This is a genomic window from Bacillus sp. GMa5/1 (assembly GCF_050172015.1).
GTDB lineage: Bacteria > Bacillota > Bacilli > Bacillales > Bacillaceae_G > Bacillus_A > Bacillus_A cereus.
Map to the genome: position 1 here is coordinate 25,946 of NZ_JBNLYC010000019.1, position 21,340 is coordinate 47,285.

Here is a 21,340-nt window from a genome sequence, read left to right on the forward strand (position 1 = left end):
GCTTCTACGTGTCCTGTCTCGCCAATCACTCGCTACTACAGTTTGCTGTAACACTCCACAGGCGTAAATTCCGATGTAGCCCACCGTACATATATACAATCTATTTACGTTAGTATTATATATTCTTTTGCTTGTAAAAGGTTGATTGACGCGTTCAAATCTCTATCCATTACATTTCCACAGTCACATTCATATACTCGGTCGGATAGCTTTAAGTCTACTTTCTTTTGACCACAACATGAACATAGCTTTGAAGATGAATAGAACCTGTCTACTTGACGCAGTTCAATTCCATATTCCTCACACTTCGTCAATAACCATGTTTTAAATGTATAAAAGCACTGCTTAGCAACTGCTTTAGATAGATGTTTATTCTTCATCATACCTTTCACATTCAAATCTTCTACTGTAATAAACGTTGGCTTGGTTTTCACCACACCATTTACAACAGACTTTACATACGCTAATCGAATGTTTGCTAACTTGGCATGTAGTTTTTGCACCCTAAGAATGTTTTTATCTATATTCGCTCTTTTATTAGTAACAGAGTGTTCACCTCTCTTTTTTAGATTTTCAAATTTACGTGATAAAGAGCGTTGTTCACGTTTTAACCGCTTTTCTATCTTTTTTACTTTTCCTGTTTTGTTTATATTTTTGTGAATTTTCCCATCGCTACGTACAGCGAAATCTTTCACGCCTAAATCAATGCCTACACCCGTTGAATGGAGTGTTGGCTTCGCTTTTGTTTCTTCCAATTCACAAAGCACAGATACAAAATATTTTCCTGCTCTTTTAGCTATCGTTCCGCTTTTTACAACCGCATCTTTTGAAATATATCCATACTCTTTTAATCTCATTCATCCAATCGTAGGGATTTTTACTCTATGTCTTTCAACTATCCAATCTGTTTTGTTGTTTTTAGGGAAATAACATTTTACATCTTCATTTTTCTTTTTCTTGTAGCGTGGAAACTTAGATAAACCTTTAAAAAATCGCTTAAAAGCTTTATCTCCGTTCATAATCGCTTGTTTTACAGCTTTACTTGATATTTCTTTTATCCACTGGTCACATTCTTTTGTATGAATGTTGTTTAGCCATTTAGAAAATTCATAGCCACTAAGAAATTTCCCCTCGGATTCATATATCTCTTTGTTTTTTGAAAGATATAGATTGTAAACATACCTGCACACTCCAATCGTTTGATGGATCTTGGTTATTTGTTCATTTGTCGGCTTAATCTCTATTAGATATGCTTTTTTCATAGATCTTCATCCTCCGACATTCTCTTTTTGTATTTCCTCAATCTGTATATCCTACAACTAAATATGTGAATAACAGATATCAAATACTAAGCAAACTCTTCTTGTGGAGACAACCTTTCATTAGTAACAATGATAACTTTGACTCCCAACTTATGAAGAAATCCATCAAACCAATCATAATCAAAACGGAAAACCCTATCTTTGTGTGCGATGGTGATGGTTGAAACATTTCTCTCCATGCAGTCATCGAGCTTATATTTTTCATTACGCATATCCACGTTTACTTATGTTTTAACTTACTGTTAGTTCCTCCTCTTTATATTAACGCTATCGGAATTTCATATTATAATTGATAATTGAATATCGTTATCAATTATGATTCTAATTGATAATGATATTCAATTCAAGAGTATATTTCAGAATTTTTTTATCAAATTAAATTTTTATTTTTTTCTTCCTTTTCTTTAATCTAGTTAAAAGTACACTAGAAAATTTCTTGCTTTCAAACTAATTACCTACTATTTTTTATTAATCCATTTTTTGATGGATTAATAAAAAGGTACACCAAATGAGGTATACCTTTCCCTATGATATGTTTACATAATATTATTATATGTATAAATCTATATAGCTGTTTGTTTTTGTAACAAATTTAAATCTCTCCAACAATACGCTGTTTCTTCTACCCTTACTCTCTCTAAAAATTTCGTATCAATTTTTTCAGGGGTAAATTTTTCATAAAACTTTTTAGAAGGATTATTCGTAACAACCCAAACTAAAAGTGATTGCATATCATTGTTTATACAATCCGATAATAAAGCTTGAAATAACTTTTGTCCTATTTTCATTCCTTGATACTGTTGTAAAAGGTAGATTGCATATAATTCTCCATCACAATTATATGTACCAGTTCTTTCTACTCCCCCATCGATGAATCCAACTATTTCTCCATTTAAATTCTCTGCTACAAATCTAAATTGATGATTACCTTCTTTTTGAAAAATATCTTCCCATTGTTTTTCTCGTTTCTCATATGCTATATTATCTAGAATTTCGTCAGCAAATATCCCTTTATACGCTGTCTTCCAACTATCAACATGCACCTTTGCTATACCTGGTATATCATCCTTTATTGCTCTTCTAATATGTATTCCCATCATTTCTCCCCCCTTATTACTCATCATTATATCAATTTCATTCCTTAAAAATCCAAATAAAAAAGAGTGAATTTGAACTTCACTCTTTTTTATCACAATTATCTACTTTCCACTTCAACTGAAACTACTCGATCAATCTCTTTCAGGGAACTATATAACTCTGTTGTATATAAATCTTCTGGAGCTAAAATAACCATCTCCAGTTGCTGAAATGCTCCACTATCTATATCTTTAATTTTCACGCGTTTCACATGCATGCCTAAATTTTTAATTTGCTTAAATATACCATCTAACTCATGATGCTCTTTAACAGTAATTTTTATAGATAAATCCTTTTGTCTTAATGAATACGGTCCTGCAATTTTCACAAGTTGCGGAAGTACATTAATCGCTAAAATAATTAAAACCATAGCAACTGTCGCTTGTAAATAAAATCCTGCACCAATTGCGATCCCTAAAGCTGAAGCAGCCCACACCATAGAAGCTGTTGTTAATCCAGAAATAACGTCATTACTTCTTCGTAAAATGACACCTGCGCCAAGAAAACCAATTCCACTAACAATTTGAGCGGCCAGTCGCATCGGATCCATATTTGTATGTCCTGGAACAGAATATACATGCACAGATTCAATTGAAACCATCGTAATTAAACAACTTGCTACAGAAATAACCATACTTGTTTTCACACCCAGTGGTTTATTCTTTAGCTGCCTATCTATCCCGATGAATAATCCTAAAAAGAGTGCTAAACCTAATTTGAGTAAAAATTCATATGACATATTCCCATTCTCCTTACTTTACAATGTTTCCCTTAGAATAACTCACTATAACTCTTTTATGATATCAATTCCAGTCTTTTCTATTCATTTAACGTAAAAAACCGAAAAAACATTTATAACGATGTTTCTCCGGCTTTTTATTACACTTTAGATTCTTCTTTATTTCTGATCTTTAATCTTAATTTCTGCATCTTTGTAGAATGCTAATTTACTGTCATTATACTCTTTTGTAAATTTGTTAAACTGCTCTTTCGACTTTTGTGCTTCCACATTTAATTCATTAACAGTTTTAACTTTTTCACCGATTTCTTTTAATTTCGTTTCTTTTACTTTTAATTTTTCATACAGTTCTTTTTCAGTCGCTAACACTTTCGTGTAATTTTCATTCATCTTTTGGAATGCATCATAACGATTCTTATACGACTCTTCTACTGCTTTTGCTTGTTTTTGTAACTTCTTATCTTCAATCTTCTCTATATTACTTTGAACAGATTTCGTTTCCTTCTGTGCTTTTTCTAGCATTTCTTTCTCACTTTTCAATACTTTTTCACGATCATCTACATTTGCAGTAGCTTGCTCTATTTTCTTCACAACTGCTTCATTATGATCTTTACCTTCTTGCAAAATTTGAGCATATAATTCTTGCCCTTGTTTCTCTAACTGCTCTAATTTTTTTGCTTCATCCACTAAAGATTTTTCTTGTGTTGCTGCTGTTTCAAAAGCTGTATATAGATTTTCTTCTGGCTTTTCACCGAAACAACCTGTTAAAAGTCCTACTGATAATGCTCCAACTACTGCTACTTTTCCATACTTCAACGTTCATTCCTCCATTACATACGGTTATCATGCCAGAAGTTCACTGGGAAGTGACTTTCTTCATGATAAGCTTCGAACTCATAACCTTTTTCTTTTAGCCCTTTTAAAATTGCTGGCACAGCAGCAACTGATTGCGGGTGAATATCATGCATTAAAATTACTTCTTGTGGTTTTGTTGCGTTTGTTAATACATTTTGAGCAATTTGTGCTGCAGCTGCATCAACTGGCATTTTATTGTATTTCCAATCTAATGAATCAATTGTCCAATCCCATACTTTAAATCCGCCTTCTACCACTTTATTTCGAAGACCTTCATTTAATCCAGGCATCGAACCATATGGAGGACGTGTTAATTTAGGTGATTTCCCAATAATATTAGCGATTAAACCTTGATCTTCTTTCATCTCATTTACATACTCGCCATTTTTATATAACTTTGCGAAATTATGTGTCATACTATGCATGCCTACATAATGACCCTCAGCATTTTCACGTTTCACTAAATCAGGAAATTCTTTTACATTCGCTCCAATTAAAAAGAACGTCGCCTTCGCATCATGTTGTTTTAGCGTATTTAATAATTCAGCCGTATATTTCCCTGGCCCATCGTCAAATGTAAGATAAGCAACTTTTCTTTCTTTTCCATTAAAACGACTTGGTGCCGTTTTATTCATTTCAACTTTCGGCTGTTCACTTGCAAGCTGCACTACATTTTCTTGTTTCGCAACAGCTTTTGCTGGTGAAGTAATTGATTGAAACATGTAATACCCAATAGCTACTGCGGCAATCGCTATTAAAACGACTACTATTTGTTTAATTTTTAAAGCTTTTTCCATTCTATCGAATTCCTCTCCCTATTAATCTTATATATAAATCGCCCAATATAATTATACATCTATTTATTTTTATTTCACCATATAAATAGATTTTATTTGTATTATAATGGGAGTTTTATCAAAATTGTTGTTCCTATTCCTTCTTTGCTTGTAACACTAAGCGCACCGCCATGAAGCTCTACCATTTTTTTAACGATAGCTAAACCAATACCTGCACCTGCAGCATGATTATTAATTTGGTAAAATGATTGCTCAATATATGGTAAATGTTCTTTAGCAATTCCAATCCCTTCGTCTCTTACCTTAATCACTGCTTGTCCTTCTATTTTAGTCGCTTCAATGTGTATTGTGCTTTTTTCATGTGAATACTTAATTGCATTTTGAACAATATTCAAGAAAACTTGCTTTAGCCTATTTCGATCTCCCATCAATTCAATTCGGTCTATAGTAGTAATAAATTGAATTTCCTTCTCTTCCGATTTAGGAGTTAATTGCCAAATCGTCTCCTCTAGTATATCGTACAATTGCACCTTTTGTTTATATAAATTAAAATGATTTGATTGTAATCTTGAAAAATCTAGCAATTCTTCTACTAAATGAATCAACCTATCTGTCTCACCTGAAATAATGCCCATACCTTGCTTTATTTCTTCTTCTGTTAAATGATCTACTGTTTTTAACGTCTCACTCCAACCTTTAATTCCTGTTAAAGGCGTTCGTATTTCGTGCGAAATAGAAGCAATGAATTCATTTTTCATCTGCTCAGCCTTATCTATTTTATAGGCCATATAATTTAAACTATGTGCCAAGTCACCTAATTCTCCAGGATAATCTTCTTTAATTTTTTGCTTTAATGTGCCTTCTGCAATTTGTGAAGAGGCTTGAATAATGGATTCAATTGGCTCAACAAATGAATTTGCCAAACGTCTACTAATTAAGAAGGCAACTCCTGAAATAACAATACCTACAGAAATAGTAAACGTAATAATTTCAATAATCTTTTTATTTACATTTGTTAAAACAGTCGTGTATTTTAAAACACCAATAGTTTGTCCTTGATGTATAAGTGGGCTTAGCACCTCTAGTTGTTTTTTATTACCTTTCGTAGTAACTTGATTATACATTTCACCTTCTAATAATGATTGTGGAATATTCACTTTACCTTCTACCTTTTCACCACTTGAAGATTGTATAACCGAGCCGTGACGATCAATTAACTGTAATTCTGTTCCTTCTAATTGAAAGCTACTAATTATGTCACCACTATATTCTTGTAATCGAATAAAGTATAGTGAATTGTATTCTGAAAAAAAACGTGTACTCGTTTTCGCATGAGACTCTATATATTGCACAATACCATTATAATAGTATCGATAAATTGAAACTGAAAATACAACTTCAAATAATACAAGCATAAGTGTAATGACCGTCATAAAATATAGAGTCACTTTCCGTTTCATCTTATACTTTCCTTCCACACATATCCTTTTCCCCACACCGTAAGAATAAATTCAGGTTCTGATGGATTACATTCTATTTTTTGACGTAACCGTCTCATATTTACATCTACTACTTTCGTTTCACCTACGTAATTGGTTCCCCAAATCATATTTAAAATTTCATCACGCGAAACTGGCTTTGAAGCCTGATTCATTAAATACTGTAATATCATATACTCTGTAGGTGTTAAATCGACTAATTGTCCATCTTTATACAATCTTTCTTCTATAATATTTAACGAAAATGGACCTGACGTAACAATATTCGTTTTTTCTTCATGTACTTCTATTCTTCTTAATAAAGACTGTATACGTGCAGTTAATACTACTGGACTAAACGGTTTTGCAATATAATCATCTGCCCCTATTCCTAGTCCTTGCACCTTATCTTCATCTTGTACACGTGCGGTTAACATAATAATACCCATTTTTTCATTTTCTTTCCTGATAGCCTTACAAACTTCTAAACCATCAATTCCCGGTAACATAACATCCAGCAGTGCTATATCAACAGTTTGTTCACTCAAAATCTGTAACGCTTCTTCTCCAGTAGTAGCTTCTATTACATAAAATCCAGCACGTTTTAAATTTAAAACAATAAAGCTACGGATTGTTAATTCATCTTCTAAAACTAAAATTGTTGACATAATTCCCACCTCCTACTCTTGTTGATAATCCGCTAGCGGTTTTATATATTCTTTCACTTTTTCAAATTTCGATTGCTTCGGTACTGCATATACGTGAGAAGCTGTTTTAATTGCTGCGCTGTAGCCTTTTATATTGAACCATTCTTTCCGCTTAAAAATATGAACTTCAAGCCATATTTCATTTGTTCTTGTATCCAAAAACTTTTGAGAATTTGATTCTTTTTGCTGATCTGGTATTGTAATTTTCCCTATTAACTCTTTAGGAATTTTCACATAATATCCTTTTTCTATATCTATATATCGTTCTTCAATTGGTTTAATTCCAGATTCACTCCACTGTATGTAACGTTCAAAAAGCGGACTATCGCCATGTGATTTATCCTCCCAACCTTTTGGACGTACAGTACGAACAAATTCAATAATGCCGTCTTCATTAACATCTTTACTTTCTACAACATATTCATTAAATAAATCTTCTTTCCCATCTATAGGTAATACTTCATAATGATCCTGATCAAATTTTGCTACATAAGTTATACCTGAATGAGCGCCAACTCCTGCATCAATTACTACCGCCTTTAGTGATTTAGATATACGACCCATTTGTATTCTTTGAATACTATTTATAAATGGATCGTATGACACTTCAGATAAAGTCTTAAATTGTTCCATGAACTCAACTGTCAGCTTCTCATCTTTTTCAAATGTAACAAGGCTTATATCTTTCAGTCCATTTTCATTTAGATCCTCTATGAATAACTTCGTATAACTTCGATTATATATTTCCTTCATCTCTTCATTTTCTTCCGAAAAAACATACATAACATGTTCTAACGATTCACGATTTACAGAGATTCCGATTAACAACTCTCTCTTCCCGTTCCCTGTAAAATCACCGACTTCAACGATATCTACATCTCCTCCATCAAATTTATGTGTGGACTTTATTCTCCAGCCATTTCCGATTTCTTCATATACGGCTAAATATACGCTATGATCTTCATTCGGCAATTTATAAAATAAGATGGCTTCTTTCTTATTATCTTGTTTAAAATTCATTGACCAAATCATCTGTTTATCTTTGTTAGACATTGGAGTAAGTAAGCGATAATTAACAGGTAAATCTTTATCAATTTGTTCCTTTAATTCATTAATCCATTTTTCATTTGTAGGAGCTTCCATTAGACTTGTTGGAGCCTCAGACATTTTACATCCAGTCAATATAAAGATAATTCCCATCATGCTTAACCATTTCTGCATATGATATCTTTCCTTACCACAAATTTTGAATATGTCCTTTTACTTTTTTACCTATCCATTATACTCATACATATGAGTATAATTTTTCTAAACTAAAAAATCGTTACAGAAAAGTTACAAATACATTCCCATAAAAAAAGATTGGCAAAAGCCAATCTTTTTTTATTATTCGTTTCGGACTGATTTTGGCGTTACACCTAAATGATCATTTAATTTTTTGGAAATGTCTTTTACATTTTTTTCATTTGGAATGTAATAATAAATACCACCGATACGTTTATCTGTACCTTCTATTTGCATTTTTTCCATTTCCAAATTAGATCCTGCCATATTTTTTGTAATGGCCAGCATATCGTCAAATGTTAAGTTCGTTTTCATATTTTTATCAACCGCATCCAGTAAAGAGCCCATTTTGCTAATTGATTGAACAGACATCGCTTTTTTAGCAATTGCTTCTATTACAAGTTGCTGTCTCTGTCCACGCATTGCGTCACTATCAATTTTACGCGTTCTTGCAAGTGCAAGTGCTTGTTCTCCATTTAAATGTTGGTAACCTTTTTCTAAATGGATCATACCAGCTTGGTCTTTACTATCTTGTTCAGTGAAAGTAACTGGTACATCAATATCAATACCACCAATTGAATCGACAATTTGTACGAATGATTCAAAGTTAAACTTCACATAATAATCAACAGGGACATTTAAAAATCTTTCCACCGTATCACGTGTGCTTTCTACGCCACCAAATACGTGAGCATGAGTAATTTTATCTAATTTTTTTCTAGTTGGAATGTAAACACGTGAATCACGTGGAATACTTACTAGCTTAACAGACTTATCATCTTTATTAATTGTTGCTAATAAAAGTGCATCTGTTCGAACTGCTTCGCCATATTGGCTTTTTCTCATTTCACTTCCATCTACACCCATGATTAATATTGAAATATTATCCTTTAAAGGTTCAACTTCTTTATCACGCTTTGATGACTTATCAATTTTTGCATACGCATCATTTACAACAGCTTTTGCTTTATTATATATAAACGAACCATATCCTACTCCTCCAAAAATAAGTAGGAAAAATGGAATTAATATGAACCATTTTATTGACTTTCTTTTAGAACGCTTTTTATTACTTCTCGTATTTTGTTCTAATTCAGAGCTCATACCCATTCGCCTCTCTTTCTCTTTACCAAGTATAATGTAAGTCTATTTATCTTCATATTGAATTTCCTTTCACTAACCTTACAATTTTGTAAGGTTACTACTTAAACCCAATACGTATTCCATTTCACATTATACTCTCGTACTTATTTTTGGCAAGTCACTATTTACCAATTTCAAAAATTTAACACTTCGCAACATACGGATTTACAAATTTATTAACTCTTTCATTTTAAATTAGAATGTCTTTTTCCTAACAAACGATATGAATAAAGAATCCAGCTAATTATAAAATCTCTATGAATACAGTATATTTAACTTTATTATTTCTCAAACGGCGTATACACACTTTTCTTCCCCTGATTATCAATGTAAGCCGACTTTGCTTTTATTTTCGTTTTTTCTACTTCCATGTCTTCATTTGAGAAGTTCACAATGATTTTAATATCTTTTCCATAAGAAACAGATTGTACTAGCTTATCTTCTGACAAATACGCAAAATTCGTCATCTCTTCTTTTACTGCTTTTTCATGAACTTCATTCCAAACTTTTAGATGCTCTGTAATTTCTTTTTTATGCTTATTCCACTCTACTTCATCTAAATGGTACAACGGAGGAACATTATACAATAATTCAGACAGCATTCGATTTCCAACTTCATCTTTTACCTTTAAACTTCCCCATTCCCAATGATGCGTTGTAATAACGGAATCATTGTATACTAATTTATATAATGGTACCGAATATACTGGGTTTAAATATACTTGTTTATATTCTTCTTTCAATGGTACTTGTTTTGCATATTTTTCAGGCACATTTTGATTTGGTGACCAATATCCACCGACATAATACGGACTTGTTTTATTTTTCCGCATATCTTCATCGTCCCATTTAATAACAGGTGTTTCAATTCCGTGTGCAAATGCAATCGTACTACTAGCAAAATCATTTCCGCCTTCAGAACCAACGACCATACCCTTTTCTTGCGCAATGTAGTCCATTCGTTTTAAACGTGCTTTTAAATCTTGCTCTTGCGTCGTTATATGTTTCGCTGAATAGTCATCGTAAATTTCACCTGTCGCATCACAATCAATAAACCATGAATTATATTTAGGACCATTTTGTAATATATCATTCATGCGTTCCTTTACACTAGGCAGCGATAAAGTCGGATTTAACTTGCGACCTCTTCCTAAAAAGCCTTGCACCTTTTCTCCGTTTTTCTTCGTTACAGTAGCCTCTTCGTATAATGACGGGTCATTAAAGGATGCTGTGTTCCAATTTTTATCACTTTTTTCGTGAATGGAATGATACGAATCATACGGACCAACTAAATACCCCATTTCCTTAGCTTTTGTCACGAAATTAGGTTGCATAAATCCTTGTTCCCAGTTCGGCAGACCAATCCACGCTTTTTCTATTCCTGCCTCTTTCATTTCCTTTAATATATCCGTTCCATCTGCATTACCCCATTTACTTACCTCTTCAACCGCATCACCAAGTAGCGACTTTAATAAATGCTTATTTAAGCTATACAATTCTGTATTCGTTAAGTGACCTACACCTTTCTTTAATAGCACACTAGCTTCCTGATTAACGTTTTGAAAAATATCCTCTTTATAAAATTCCTTCATCGATAATACTTCGTTTATATAACGTAAAATAACATTTTTTTGATACTTATCAATGAAATCTTGTTTACTTACTTGATCCAATACATTCAGTTCCCCAGGCTCGGAACTATTCTTTTGAATAAGTTCTTTTATATGACTAAACAGCGGGCTATTTATTTGCTCCCTTAGTTTTGGCCAATTTATATTATTTTCTAATAAACCATTTTGATTCCAAAAATAAAAATGCGCCGCTCCATATAACTTTTCGATTTCTTTATTTTTTCTAGCCTTTTCTTGTAATGTTTTAAATTCACCTTTTCGAACAATATCATCCTTATACAGTTTAGCAATGCTTACCGCATCATTATTTGTCACATATAATTGAAATCCATATGTTTTATTTTTATTTATGCTCGGAAATTCATGTGTAAAATCAAATCCTATTTTCGGATCCGAATGAAATTTCAATTCATTATTAAACATATTCGTTGCAATATATACAATTGAATATTTCGAACCATTTAATGCGAAAAACTTCATAGAAAATGATTCAGCAAATGAATATGCATCATCCTTTAAAAACTTCTTCCAATTCTCATCATTGCTCGGAATTTGCTTACCCTCCCATAACGGAAGTGTATAATTTTCAGCTTCTACTTTCGGCCATGTAAAGCTTTCTGCACCAGTCGATTCCACTTCAATGTTTAAGTGGTCTTTTTTCTTTTCTAATTTTATTTTTACTTTTTGATCTGGATATTCCCACGATGTACGATCCTTTTCTTTTTTTACATTCGATACCTTCATTTTCGGTAGGGGTTGTGATGCCTGTTCCTTTGCCCCCTCATGTTCTACAGTTAATGTGAATGTTTCTGGATTTACATCATAAGTAAAATCTTTATACGTCGCTTTCTTTATTTTAGACTCTTGTACAGCATTACTACCTTTTACGTCACAACCGACTAAAGTCGAAAACGACATAGTTGTAAGAAGACATATCGCTATCATTTTTTTCATCCTCTGCACCTCCACCAATGAATATACAGATGCTTTGTTACAGGAATGTGGCAAAAAATAATAGAGCTAGCATTTTGCTAGCTCTGTTTGGAGTATTAAAAGTTGATATGAACAACTATAATTCGCTTAGAAGATATGTAATACAGTAACTACATTTTTTCTCAACAATTATGAAACTAAACAAATCAAAATTTTAACAAGCATTCTTCAACTGAAAAAATAAGTGTATACAATGTATCCTAAAAGTAGTACTAAAATGATTATTCCTGTACCTTTCCAATTCATACCGCCTGCTATATCAACTGGACTACCCGTTTCCGCTCTATTGAGTCCGTCACGTAAAGAACCCGTAGGATTACTTTTTAATTCACTTTGTCTCATACGCTCTCTTTTTTCTTCTGGTGACTCTTTATTCATTTAATCACCTCCAAAATGAATGCACTCTTTACTTACATTATTCAAAATCAACATTTGTTTTATATTTTTCCGAAAAAACCTAATTTAAAATAGGTTTGCAACGTAAAGAAAGCTAGCCATGCCAGCTTTCTTTACGATCCAATATGCTCTTCCTTATTTACAATAATACCTTTATGGTCGATTTCAAGCTCACATACTTTCATATCTGTAAATACTCTCGCTAATTGCTCAGCGATTTCTTGACGCTTCTCATATGGCGTTAATATAAAAATAGATGGCCCCGCACCACTAAGTGCTGTGCCGTACGCACCAAATTCTTTTGCGCATTTACGAATAGATGGTAATAATGGTACGAGTTCTAAACGATATGGTTCGTGAAAATGGTCTCTCTCCATCATTTCACCTACAACTTCCCACCGCTTTTGACATAATGCAGCTACTAATACGTTACTTATCGCACTAGCTTTAACTGCCTCATGAAACGGAAACATCTTTGGTAATACAGATCGACTTTCATCTGTATTTAATTCTGCATTCGGAATGAGAGAAATTACACCCAATTCCTTGCTCTCAATTCTTACGACGGAAACATCCTTTCCATCAAGTGCTCCAATTACAGTTCCACCTAATATAGAAGCAGCAACATTATCAGGATGTCCTTCAAAATTTGTAGCAATTTGAACTTTTTGATCAGCAGTTAAGTTCAAATTGCCTAGTTGATTCGCAAGCTCTATCCCAGCTACAATCGCTGATGCACTACTTCCTAGCCCTCTCGTTAATGGGATATTACTAGTAACTTCTATTATATGGGGTGATATAGAAGGACATACTTTACATGCCGTGCTAACGATTAAATTTTTATCGTCTGTCGGAATTGATTCTTCAAAGGAATGGATTACTTGCCATTTATCAGCTTTTTCTTTAACCACCACACCTAAATACAATGACAAAGCTATTCCAACTGAATCAAATCCAGGACCAACATTCGCCGTACTAGCAGGGACACGAACGCTAAATGGTATCACGACATAATCACCCCTTTAATATGATCTTTAATTTGTTCTATATCATTTGACACACTTGCGATGTCTAGTTGATTTGAAGAAATAGCGATATCAGGATCCTTCAAACCATTTCCAGTTAATACCGCAACAACTGTTTCTCCCTTTTTGATTTTCCCAGATTGAACATGTTTAATTACGCCGGCTAATGAAGCATTTGATCCTGGTTCAGCGAAAACTCCTTCAGTTTTTGCTAATAACCTATACGCATGTAAAATTTCTTCATCTGATACCATATCTATTTCACCACGAGACTGCTCGGCAGCCTCTACTGCATACGACCAACTTGCTGGGTTACCGATGCGAATCGCTGTTGCAATTGTTTCAGGCTCTTCAATTACATGCCCTTTTACAATTGCAGCTGCTCCTTCCGCTTCAAAGCCATGAATTCTTGGCTTTTTATAACCTTTTTCTTTCTCATATTCACAGAAGCCTTTCCAATACGCTGTAATATTCCCTGCATTCCCAACAGGGATAGCTAGAACATCTGGTGCATTTTGCAATTGGTCACAAATTTCAAACGCTGCTGTTTTTTGCCCTTCAATTCGATAAGGATTTACTGAGTTTACTAACGTAATCGGCTCTTCTGCAGCAATATTTCTTACAGCCTTAAGCGCATCATCGAAATTCCCTTCTATTGAAATAATTTCAGCTCCATAAGCGACCGCTTGCGCTAATTTTCCATGTGCAATCTTTCCTTCTGGTATTACGATAATGCATTTCATCCCAAGACGTGCCGCATATGCTGCAGCTGACGCTGATGTATTACCTGTTGATGCACAAATGATTGCTTCTGAACCTTCTTCTTTCGCCTTAGCAACTGCCATGACCATACCACGATCTTTAAAAGAACCTGTCGGATTCGCTCCTTCGTACTTACCATATAGCTGAATCCCTAATTGTTTTGATATATTTAATAATGGAATAAGTGGTGTGTTTCCTTCCATTAAGCTGACATCAGGTGTATTTTCATTCACCGGTAAATAAGACGCATATTGTTTTAATAGTCCTTTATACATATTGTTTTTCCTCCTCAATAATGTAGTAACTGTTTATTTCACTTGCGACAGCTTCTATCGCTTCTAAAACTCGTTCAAATTGATACTTGGAAGTTCGATGTGTCACAACAACGACTTCTGCCAGTTCACGGTTTAAAGGTAATTGAATAACCTCTTTTAAACTTACAGAATAATTAACGAAACATTCTGTTATTTTTTGTAACATCCCAGGCTCATCTTGTAATGAAATGCGTAAGAAATATTTCGAAACTACTTCTTCATCACCTTGTAATTCATAAGGAACTGGTTCTTTTAACGCACTTTTATTTTTCGGAACTTGATTCATATTTTTAACGATTGAAATAATATCACTTACTACAGCAGAACCAGTCGGTAACTTCCCAGCTCCGGGTCCATAAAACATCACTTCTCCTACCGCTTGGCCATGGACATACACCGCATTAAATTCATTATTCACATTTGATAATGGATGCTGGCTCGGTAAAAGCGTCGGTTCTACACTTAAATGAATGGCTGGTCCTTGTTTTTCAGCTTTACCAATTAACTTCATAGTAAATCCTAACTTTTCAGCCATTTGTAAATCTTCTTTTTCGACCTTTCGAATCCCTCTTACTTGCACATCATCTAATGAAACATTCATCGAAAAACCTAAGTTTGCAAGAATTGCTACTTTTCTCGCCGCATCTAGTCCATCTACATCTGCTGTCGGATCCGATTCTGCAAAGCCTAATTTTTGTGCTTCCTGTAAAGCCTCTTCATAAGACCATCCATTTTGACTCATTTTTGTTAACATATAATTTGTTGTACCATTTACAATTCCCATTATTTTTTCAATTTGATCTGATGCTAACCCATCAGTTAGTCCTCTTAACACTGGAATACCGCCCGCTACACTCGCTTCGTAACATAAATCACAATCATTATCGTTCGCCAGTTGAAGAAGCTCTGCACCATATACAGCCATTAAATCTTTATTTGCTGTTACGACATGTTTTTTATTTCGTAAAGCCTTAACAATATGCTGTTTTGCTTCTTCAATTCCGCCCATTACCTCTACTACAATATCAATATTTGAATCATTTAGAACTTCATCTGCATGACTTGTTACTGCAATTCCATCAATACAAACATCGCGTTCTTTTTCCAAATCACGTACAACGACTGTTTTCACTTTCACTTCGTATCCTGTATCAAGTGCGATTTTTTTATAATGTTCTTTCAAAATATGAACAACACCACTTCCGACCGTACCTAAACCTAATACCCCAACATTTATAACGTTATTCATCTTCTAATCTCCTCCTAAAAGTTTAATTGTTACATCTATAAATCACCTTACTCTGCTTTTTTGTCATGCAGGTGGTGGTTATTTCCGTACTTATAAATCGTTTCATATTACCGCACCTCCTTTCAAAGTAAAAAAACACACCCATCCCTAGGAAAGGGACGAATGTGTTTTCGTGGTTCCACCCTTGTTCCAATCTAGACGTATTTCCTCCTAGATTGCTCAAGTTCAGATAACGGCTGATACCGCCAATAATTACTAGATTACTCGTTCACTATTGAAGTTCAAAGGTGGTAAAATCATTTCTCGTGTTAGGAAGCTCACACCCTTGGCTTCCCTCTCTGTAAACCGTAAAAATGATTTCGTGTCCTTATCATTACTTTTTCGTTCATGTCTATTTGTTAACTTATTATAGTTATCAAATTTTTAAAAAGCAAGCCTATTTTTACTAACTATTTTCAAAATAATTTTTTATTATATTTCACAATAGCATTATGCAACTGCCACTCAATTTACCTATTTTGTCATTTCTCCAGTTTATAAATCAACGGTTCATATATAAAGTGAAACTTTAATCAGTGAGGATTTTGTTCATCCCCACTGATTATTAGCCTTCACCAATCGGGCTTTTACGGGCAGTTGATCCCCACCTAACTTCTTTGCTTTCGCTGAATTTTGAGGTAGGGGTGTTACTGCCCGTTAATGCGGGATAAATCCCCATTCTAAAACCCGTACATACTCACCTTACAAAATTATATCAATAAAATTTTTAATACAATCTTTTTGTATAACTTTCTTCTAAAGAACGTGCAACATCTTCTTCTGAAGCATTCACTTTCGCATGCTCTAACAACATTTTTGCTGCTGAAGGTAACTCTTTTTTATTTAACCAAGATTCTGGATCCCATATCTTCGAACGAATAAACGCTTTTGCACAATGAATGTAACACTCTTCTATTTCAACAACAATTCCAAGCAACGGATTACGTCCATTCGCCTGCATTTCTTTCAAAATTTCTTCATCGTTTGTAATATACGCTCGGCCATTTATTCTAAGTGTCTCCCCAAGACCTGGAATAAAAAAGATTAGTCCTACACGTGGATTTGAAATAATATTCAAAATGGAGTCTATACGACGATTTCCTGGCCTTTCTGGAATGATAATTTTATTATTATTGAGTACGTATACAAATCCAGGTGCGTCTCCTCTCGGCGAGGCGTCACACTCCCCCAACTTATTTGCAGTAGATAATACTAGAAAAGGAGATTTAGAAAGGAAATCTACACAATGGTGGTCTAATGATGAAATAACTTTTTTCAATGCTCGCTCACTTGGTTTCCCCAATATTTTCCGTAACTCTTCCTCTGTTGAAATAATCGATTTTATTTCCATACGCTCTATCTCCACTTATAATCGCCCCTTTTTCTTTATTTTCCCAAAATTCAATACGAATATTGTATAATAAAATTTGCAGAAAGGGGAATTAAAATGACAGAGTGGTTAACAATATTTGATTCTGAAAGAAATACACTTGGGAAGAAATTACGCGATGAAGTGCATCGTGACGGTGATTGGCACGAAACATTTCATTGTTGGTTTGTAGAAAAAGATGCTAAAGATATATTCTTATATTTCCAATTACGCTCTAAAAATAAAAAAGAAGCTCCACTTATATGGGATATTACTTCAGCTGGACATATTATGCATGATGAAGATGTACAAATTGGTGGTCTTCGTGAAATCGAAGAAGAATTGGGGCTTTCCTTTCAAACTACTGATTTAGTATACAAAGGAATCTTTAAAATAGATTATGAAATTTCAAATCTTACTGATCGTGAATTTTGTCATATGTATTTTCACAATGTCATCAATCCACTTCCATTCGCACCAGGTGAAGAAGTAGACGATGTGATGAAAGTACATGCAACTTCTTTTCTACAACTATTAAATGGTGAAATTTCATCTTTTACAGCTACTTCTGTTTTGAGCAATAAACCGATAACGATAACTTTTGATGATATTTATCCATATGATCTTGCATACTATGAATTTGTTGTTGAACAAGGAAAAGACTTACTAGAAAATAATAGTTTATAAATAAAATAGGACTCCTAGCATTATATTGCGTGGAGTCCTATTTTTCATTATTGCTCAAGTGCCTTCAATCTTTTCTCTACTCGTATGAATAAGCGAATGATTAGTACTAGCATAAAGATCATTATAGCTAACGTTGTATGGGAGTATCTAAACAGTATACTAATAACACTTCCAATTAACATCATGATGAATCCATTTTGCTTCATCACTTCTGCACTATACCTGTTACCCGCACCCCATAATTCCTTATTTTTCATAGATCGTTTCGTACGATAACCATATGCCGCATTAATATCGGTCGGTGGATTCTTTTGAAGAATAATTGCCGCAAGTACAAAAATAATACCAATCAATATGCTTATTCCTATGTTTACTAGTGCATAAATCAATTATATCCCCCCTAACTTACACTTTCATTATACGACATAAACCTTATTTTCCCAATTCATAACACATTCACTTTCTTTCTTTTGATGTCTGGAACATACTTGGAAGTGTTACAAAACGTGCCCTTTTCGTTTTTAACTGCGGAATGATTTTGTCTAGTGCATCTACAGATCCTTGTAAATGCCCACCTGGTGTTGAATGTTGGAGGATGACACTTCCAGGAAATGAATTCCCTAACACATTATTTGTAATCGTATCAGCACTCACACCTTTCCAATCAACCGTATCAACACTCCACTGTACAATCATAAAATTTTGCTCTGTGGACCATTTTAATTGATTTTCAAGTATTTCACCGTATGGCGGACGTATAAACTTCGGTGCATAACCAGCTAAACGATTTAATATTTCTTCCGTTTTTATAATTTGATTACGGTACTCATCCTCATTTACTTTCGCTAAGTTCGGATGACTATACGTATGATTACCAATTACATGCCCTTCATTTGCAATACGCTTTACTACGTTCGGAAATTTTTCTGCGTTTTCACCAAGTAAGAAAAAAGTAGCTTTTACATTATGTTGTTTTAACTTATCTAATATTTTTGGCGTGAATTCTGAATCTGGTCCATCATCAAATGTAAGAGCTACTTCCGCTTTATTATACGGTCCTGAAAATGCGTACGCATATTTTTCAACCCATGAAAATGGTGTCCACGATCCACGATCATCTGCTTTCATTTGTACTTCATAGCTTTGAGGGATATATGCGTATGGCAATGCGCTTATATATTCTCCATAATAAAGTGAGTTATATGGCATATAAGCATACGAAACATCTCGTTCTAGTCCCCATTGATATGGAGTAAACATTTGTGGCGAATAAAAATAATACATGATAAAAAACCTCCCTAAATTTTCATATGTGATTCATCTGCACTTTGTTAGAGAAATTGTTATTCATAAACAAAAATAAGACTGTCCTTAATTAGGACAGTCTTACTGCTTTATATTATTAATAAATTGATGTACTATCTTTTGGCAAAGTTTTCACATGTTTTAAATAGTTCGTCACTTTATCATCATCTTCTTGCGGATATTGATATTCATACGTGTTAGCGATTTCGTTCGCCACTTCCCTAAATAAATCACTCATGACAAAGAATGACTCCCATATGTTTTCATATTCAGCATTAGAAAATGTCCTTTTAAATTGCTCCCACATATCTTCTTCAATATATTGCTCGAAATGCTTTCCAAACTTCCCTGTATTAACTGTAAAGTCTGTTTTCATACCAATATGCCATTCTAGCATTACGATGAACATATCTCGCACTGGTCCTTCAAGCATTCCTTTTGCATAAGAAAGTTCCTCTCTCCATAACCCTTTTGCCACATTTGTACTACACCACCAAAATTCATTACAGCAATCCAAAAACTCTTTTTCTGTAGGCTTTTTTATTAAGTAATCCTTATCGCTTGCTGGCGGGAATCCTTCCATACAATTATCTTTATCAAGAAGCAGTTTACTTAAACTATCTTGTCCAACGAACTTTTTTATTAACTCAACTGGAACTAGCGTTAAATCAATCCGATTCCCATCCATGAACTGCATTAAATATGGAAACTTCCCATCTTCATCTGGTTGAACTAACGACATTTCTTCTGGCATTTGTACTATCATTATTTCTCCAAATCTATGAACCCAATTATGATTAGACGTAAAAGATTGTATATCATTTACAACATACATAATATCATAGTCTTGAAAACAATCTCTTTTCACATTTGGATTTACACGCGATCCATTCATGATAACTGCTCGAATTCTTTCATCCTCTTTTGCTATATTTATAATTACGTCTAACATTTCTTTTTCAGTTCTCATCTACTTATATCCTCCAATTTTTTAATATATAATATAGTGTTATGTATATTGGAGGTCCACGAGCTAATCTCGTTATACACGATACATGTTATAATTTTTGAAACTTCTTTTTCATCCCTTTTTCCTCCTTACATCACTCTTTTACAACTACCATCCCTTTCAATTTCCCAATGCTTTCTACCATTCACTTTTAATTATACCGAAAATTCTGTCTCGAATACAAAAAATAAAGAAAGGACATCTACCCCTTACAGAATAGATATCCCTTCTTTTAAAGTTAAATTTAATTCCTATGGATTAGTAGACCAAAGCCCAGCAGATTTAATAAATGTACGTTTATTTAATTTCAGCTGCGCTACGATAAATTCTGCAATATCTTCTGCTTGCATTACTTTATCAGGGTTTCCATCAGTTAATCCTAAATCTACAGCCATATCAGTTGCTACTGTACTTGGAGTTAAAGCTGTTACACGAATGTTATGTTTGCGAACTTCCATCGCTAACGATTCTGTTAAGCCAAGGACACCAAATTTAGAAGCACTATATGCACTTGTTACAGGTGCACCTTTTTGTCCTGCTGTAGATGAAATGTTAATGATATCACCAGATTGTTGTTCAATCATGCTCGGTAAAGCTGCACGAGTTGCATAGTATACACCCATTAAGTTTACTTGAATGATTTTTTCCCAATCAGCAACGTCTAGTTCTAAAAACTTACCGAATTTAGAAATACCAGCGTTATTAATTAAAATATCGATAGATCCTAAACCATTTTTTAACGTTTCAATCGCAGTCGTCACTTCTTCATATGAAGAAACATCAGCAGTTGCAATAACAGCTTTTACACCTTCTGCTTCTACTTCTTTCGCTACAGCTTTTAAGTTTTCTTCTGAACGAGCTAATAAGCCTACATTTACGCCTTCTTTCGCTAATGCGATTGCTACAGCGCGACCAATCCCTCTACCTGCTCCTGTAATTAAAGCATTTTTACCTTGTAATAATTCTGCCAAGTATAACACTCCTTAATCATCTCAGTTATGTATTATATTAAAATTGTATCTATGTTTATGTAAAAAGGCAATGATGCACTTTCATGTGCGTAGGTTACTTGTAGGTAACTATAGAAAATTACTATGCA

The 21,340-nt window shown here is 33.8% G+C and carries 19 protein-coding genes, 1 pseudogene and 1 other annotated feature; of the genes and pseudogenes, 1 reads left to right on the plus strand and 19 read right to left on the minus strand.

Annotated features, from left to right (window positions below; translation table 11 throughout):
* Positions 1 to 104 precede the first annotated feature (104 nt).
* The 15 genes and pseudogenes from ACQGSG_RS07485 to ACQGSG_RS07555 form a co-directional block, all read right to left on the minus strand.
* Positions 105 to 1,262 (minus strand): annotated as a pseudogene (locus ACQGSG_RS07485) (RNA-guided endonuclease InsQ/TnpB family protein).
* A gap of 623 nt (positions 1,263 to 1,885) precedes the next feature.
* On the minus strand, positions 1,886 to 2,422 hold the full coding sequence (locus ACQGSG_RS07490) for a GNAT family N-acetyltransferase (protein ID WP_002100922.1): 537 nt from the start codon (positions 2,420 to 2,422) through the stop codon (positions 1,886 to 1,888).
* A gap of 95 nt (positions 2,423 to 2,517) precedes the next feature.
* A complete protein-coding gene (locus tag ACQGSG_RS07495) occupies positions 2,518 to 3,198 on the minus strand; it encodes an MgtC/SapB family protein (RefSeq protein WP_000119510.1) in 681 nt (226 codons plus the stop codon).
* Positions 3,199 to 3,357: 159 nt separating this feature from the next.
* The gene (locus ACQGSG_RS07500) at positions 3,358 to 4,014 is read right to left on the minus strand and encodes a YkyA family protein (RefSeq protein ID WP_000873565.1); all 657 of its coding nucleotides are present in this window, start codon (positions 4,012 to 4,014) and stop codon (positions 3,358 to 3,360) included.
* Between the two features lie 14 nt (positions 4,015 to 4,028).
* Positions 4,029 to 4,850: a peptidoglycan-N-acetylglucosamine deacetylase gene (locus ACQGSG_RS07505; RefSeq protein ID WP_000409482.1), complete on the minus strand. Its 822-nt coding sequence runs from the start codon at positions 4,848 to 4,850 to the stop codon at positions 4,029 to 4,031.
* A gap of 101 nt (positions 4,851 to 4,951) precedes the next feature.
* Positions 4,952 to 6,310 (minus strand): sensor histidine kinase, encoded by a 1,359-nt coding sequence (locus ACQGSG_RS07510; RefSeq protein ID WP_000824531.1) that lies wholly within the window; start codon positions 6,308 to 6,310, stop codon positions 4,952 to 4,954.
* Positions 6,307 to 6,996 carry a response regulator transcription factor gene (locus tag ACQGSG_RS07515; protein WP_325842656.1) on the minus strand — a complete coding sequence of 230 codons (690 nt, stop codon included), beginning with the start codon at positions 6,994 to 6,996 and terminating at the stop codon, positions 6,307 to 6,309. Before ACQGSG_RS07515 ends, ACQGSG_RS07510 begins: the two co-directional genes overlap by 4 nt.
* Positions 6,997 to 7,008: 12 nt before the next feature.
* Positions 7,009 to 8,256, minus strand: a complete 1,248-nt coding sequence (locus tag ACQGSG_RS07520; RefSeq protein ID WP_001174863.1) for a hypothetical protein — start codon at positions 8,254 to 8,256, stop codon at positions 7,009 to 7,011.
* 165 nt (positions 8,257 to 8,421) lie between these two features.
* Entirely contained in the window at positions 8,422 to 9,423 is a 1,002-nt protein-coding gene (locus tag ACQGSG_RS07525; protein ID WP_001987131.1) for an LCP family protein, read from the minus strand.
* 320 nt (positions 9,424 to 9,743) lie between these two features.
* Positions 9,744 to 12,047 carry a glycoside hydrolase gene (locus ACQGSG_RS07530; RefSeq protein WP_000738150.1) on the minus strand — a complete coding sequence of 768 codons (2,304 nt, stop codon included), beginning with the start codon at positions 12,045 to 12,047 and terminating at the stop codon, positions 9,744 to 9,746.
* Between the two features lie 207 nt (positions 12,048 to 12,254).
* Complete coding sequence (locus ACQGSG_RS07535; protein WP_001031483.1) at positions 12,255 to 12,464, minus strand: DUF6366 family protein; 210 nt, start codon at positions 12,462 to 12,464, stop codon at positions 12,255 to 12,257.
* Positions 12,465 to 12,595: 131 nt separating this feature from the next.
* On the minus strand, positions 12,596 to 13,489 hold the full coding sequence (gene thrB / locus ACQGSG_RS07540; RefSeq protein WP_000612105.1) for a homoserine kinase: 894 nt from the start codon (positions 13,487 to 13,489) through the stop codon (positions 12,596 to 12,598).
* The gene (thrC, locus tag ACQGSG_RS07545; RefSeq protein WP_000276439.1) at positions 13,486 to 14,544 is read right to left on the minus strand and encodes a threonine synthase; all 1,059 of its coding nucleotides are present in this window, start codon (positions 14,542 to 14,544) and stop codon (positions 13,486 to 13,488) included. Before thrC ends, thrB begins: the two co-directional genes overlap by 4 nt.
* On the minus strand, positions 14,537 to 15,832 hold the full coding sequence (locus ACQGSG_RS07550; protein ID WP_001066899.1) for a homoserine dehydrogenase: 1,296 nt from the start codon (positions 15,830 to 15,832) through the stop codon (positions 14,537 to 14,539). Before ACQGSG_RS07550 ends, thrC begins: the two co-directional genes overlap by 8 nt.
* Positions 15,833 to 15,983: 151 nt before the next feature.
* Positions 15,984 to 16,215: a binding site (T-box leader), on the minus strand.
* 383 nt (positions 16,216 to 16,598) lie between these two features.
* A complete protein-coding gene (locus tag ACQGSG_RS07555; RefSeq protein ID WP_061457078.1) occupies positions 16,599 to 17,237 on the minus strand; it encodes a pyridoxamine 5'-phosphate oxidase family protein in 639 nt (212 codons plus the stop codon).
* An 81-nt stretch (positions 17,238 to 17,318) separates the two neighbouring features.
* On the opposite strand from ACQGSG_RS07555, the gene ACQGSG_RS07560 reads away from it, so the two are divergent.
* Positions 17,319 to 17,927 carry an NUDIX hydrolase gene (locus ACQGSG_RS07560; RefSeq protein ID WP_000141384.1) on the plus strand — a complete coding sequence of 203 codons (609 nt, stop codon included), beginning with the start codon at positions 17,319 to 17,321 and terminating at the stop codon, positions 17,925 to 17,927.
* Positions 17,928 to 17,974: 47 nt separating this feature from the next.
* On the opposite strand, the gene ACQGSG_RS07565 is transcribed toward ACQGSG_RS07560, so the two are convergent.
* The 4 genes from ACQGSG_RS07565 to ACQGSG_RS07580 all read right to left on the minus strand — a co-directional run bounded on the left by ACQGSG_RS07565 (position 17,975) and on the right by ACQGSG_RS07580 (position 21,212).
* Positions 17,975 to 18,313, minus strand: coding sequence for an SdpI family protein (locus ACQGSG_RS07565; RefSeq protein ID WP_033667343.1), 339 nt, complete (start codon positions 18,311 to 18,313; stop codon positions 17,975 to 17,977).
* A 70-nt stretch (positions 18,314 to 18,383) separates the two neighbouring features.
* On the minus strand, positions 18,384 to 19,211 hold the full coding sequence (locus ACQGSG_RS07570; protein WP_325842689.1) for a peptidoglycan-N-acetylglucosamine deacetylase: 828 nt from the start codon (positions 19,209 to 19,211) through the stop codon (positions 18,384 to 18,386).
* A gap of 118 nt (positions 19,212 to 19,329) precedes the next feature.
* Positions 19,330 to 20,202, minus strand: coding sequence for an aminoglycoside 6-adenylyltransferase (locus ACQGSG_RS07575; RefSeq protein WP_001258541.1), 873 nt, complete (start codon positions 20,200 to 20,202; stop codon positions 19,330 to 19,332).
* Positions 20,203 to 20,492: 290 nt separating this feature from the next.
* On the minus strand, positions 20,493 to 21,212 hold the full coding sequence (locus ACQGSG_RS07580; protein WP_000818985.1) for a 3-ketoacyl-ACP reductase: 720 nt from the start codon (positions 21,210 to 21,212) through the stop codon (positions 20,493 to 20,495).
* Between the last annotated feature and the right edge of the window lie 128 nt (positions 21,213 to 21,340).

Excerpts from the sequence above, each read along its gene's own strand:
- ACQGSG_RS07490 (WP_002100922.1), bottom strand. The coding sequence starts at position 2,422 with ATGATGGGAATACATATTAGAAGAGCAATAAAGGATGATATACCAGGT.
- ACQGSG_RS07495 (WP_000119510.1), bottom strand. The coding sequence starts at position 3,198 with ATGTCATATGAATTTTTACTCAAATTAGGTTTAGCACTCTTTTTAGGA.
- ACQGSG_RS07505 (WP_000409482.1), bottom strand. The coding sequence starts at position 4,850 with ATGGAAAAAGCTTTAAAAATTAAACAAATAGTAGTCGTTTTAATAGCG.
- ACQGSG_RS07510 (WP_000824531.1), bottom strand. The coding sequence starts at position 6,310 with ATGAAACGGAAAGTGACTCTATATTTTATGACGGTCATTACACTTATG.
- ACQGSG_RS07515 (WP_325842656.1), bottom strand. The coding sequence starts at position 6,996 with ATGTCAACAATTTTAGTTTTAGAAGATGAATTAACAATCCGTAGCTTT.
- ACQGSG_RS07520 (WP_001174863.1), bottom strand. The coding sequence starts at position 8,256 with ATGCAGAAATGGTTAAGCATGATGGGAATTATCTTTATATTGACTGGA.
- ACQGSG_RS07525 (WP_001987131.1), bottom strand. The coding sequence starts at position 9,423 with ATGAGCTCTGAATTAGAACAAAATACGAGAAGTAATAAAAAGCGTTCT.
- ACQGSG_RS07530 (WP_000738150.1), bottom strand. The coding sequence starts at position 12,047 with ATGAAAAAAATGATAGCGATATGTCTTCTTACAACTATGTCGTTTTCG.
- ACQGSG_RS07535 (WP_001031483.1), bottom strand. The coding sequence starts at position 12,464 with ATGAATAAAGAGTCACCAGAAGAAAAAAGAGAGCGTATGAGACAAAGT.
- thrC (WP_000276439.1), bottom strand. The coding sequence starts at position 14,544 with ATGTATAAAGGACTATTAAAACAATATGCGTCTTATTTACCGGTGAAT.
- ACQGSG_RS07550 (WP_001066899.1), bottom strand. The coding sequence starts at position 15,832 with ATGAATAACGTTATAAATGTTGGGGTATTAGGTTTAGGTACGGTCGGA.
- ACQGSG_RS07560 (WP_000141384.1), top strand. The coding sequence starts at position 17,319 with ATGACAGAGTGGTTAACAATATTTGATTCTGAAAGAAATACACTTGGG.
- ACQGSG_RS07570 (WP_325842689.1), bottom strand. The coding sequence starts at position 19,211 with ATGTATTATTTTTATTCGCCACAAATGTTTACTCCATATCAATGGGGA.
- ACQGSG_RS07575 (WP_001258541.1), bottom strand. The coding sequence starts at position 20,202 with ATGAGAACTGAAAAAGAAATGTTAGACGTAATTATAAATATAGCAAAA.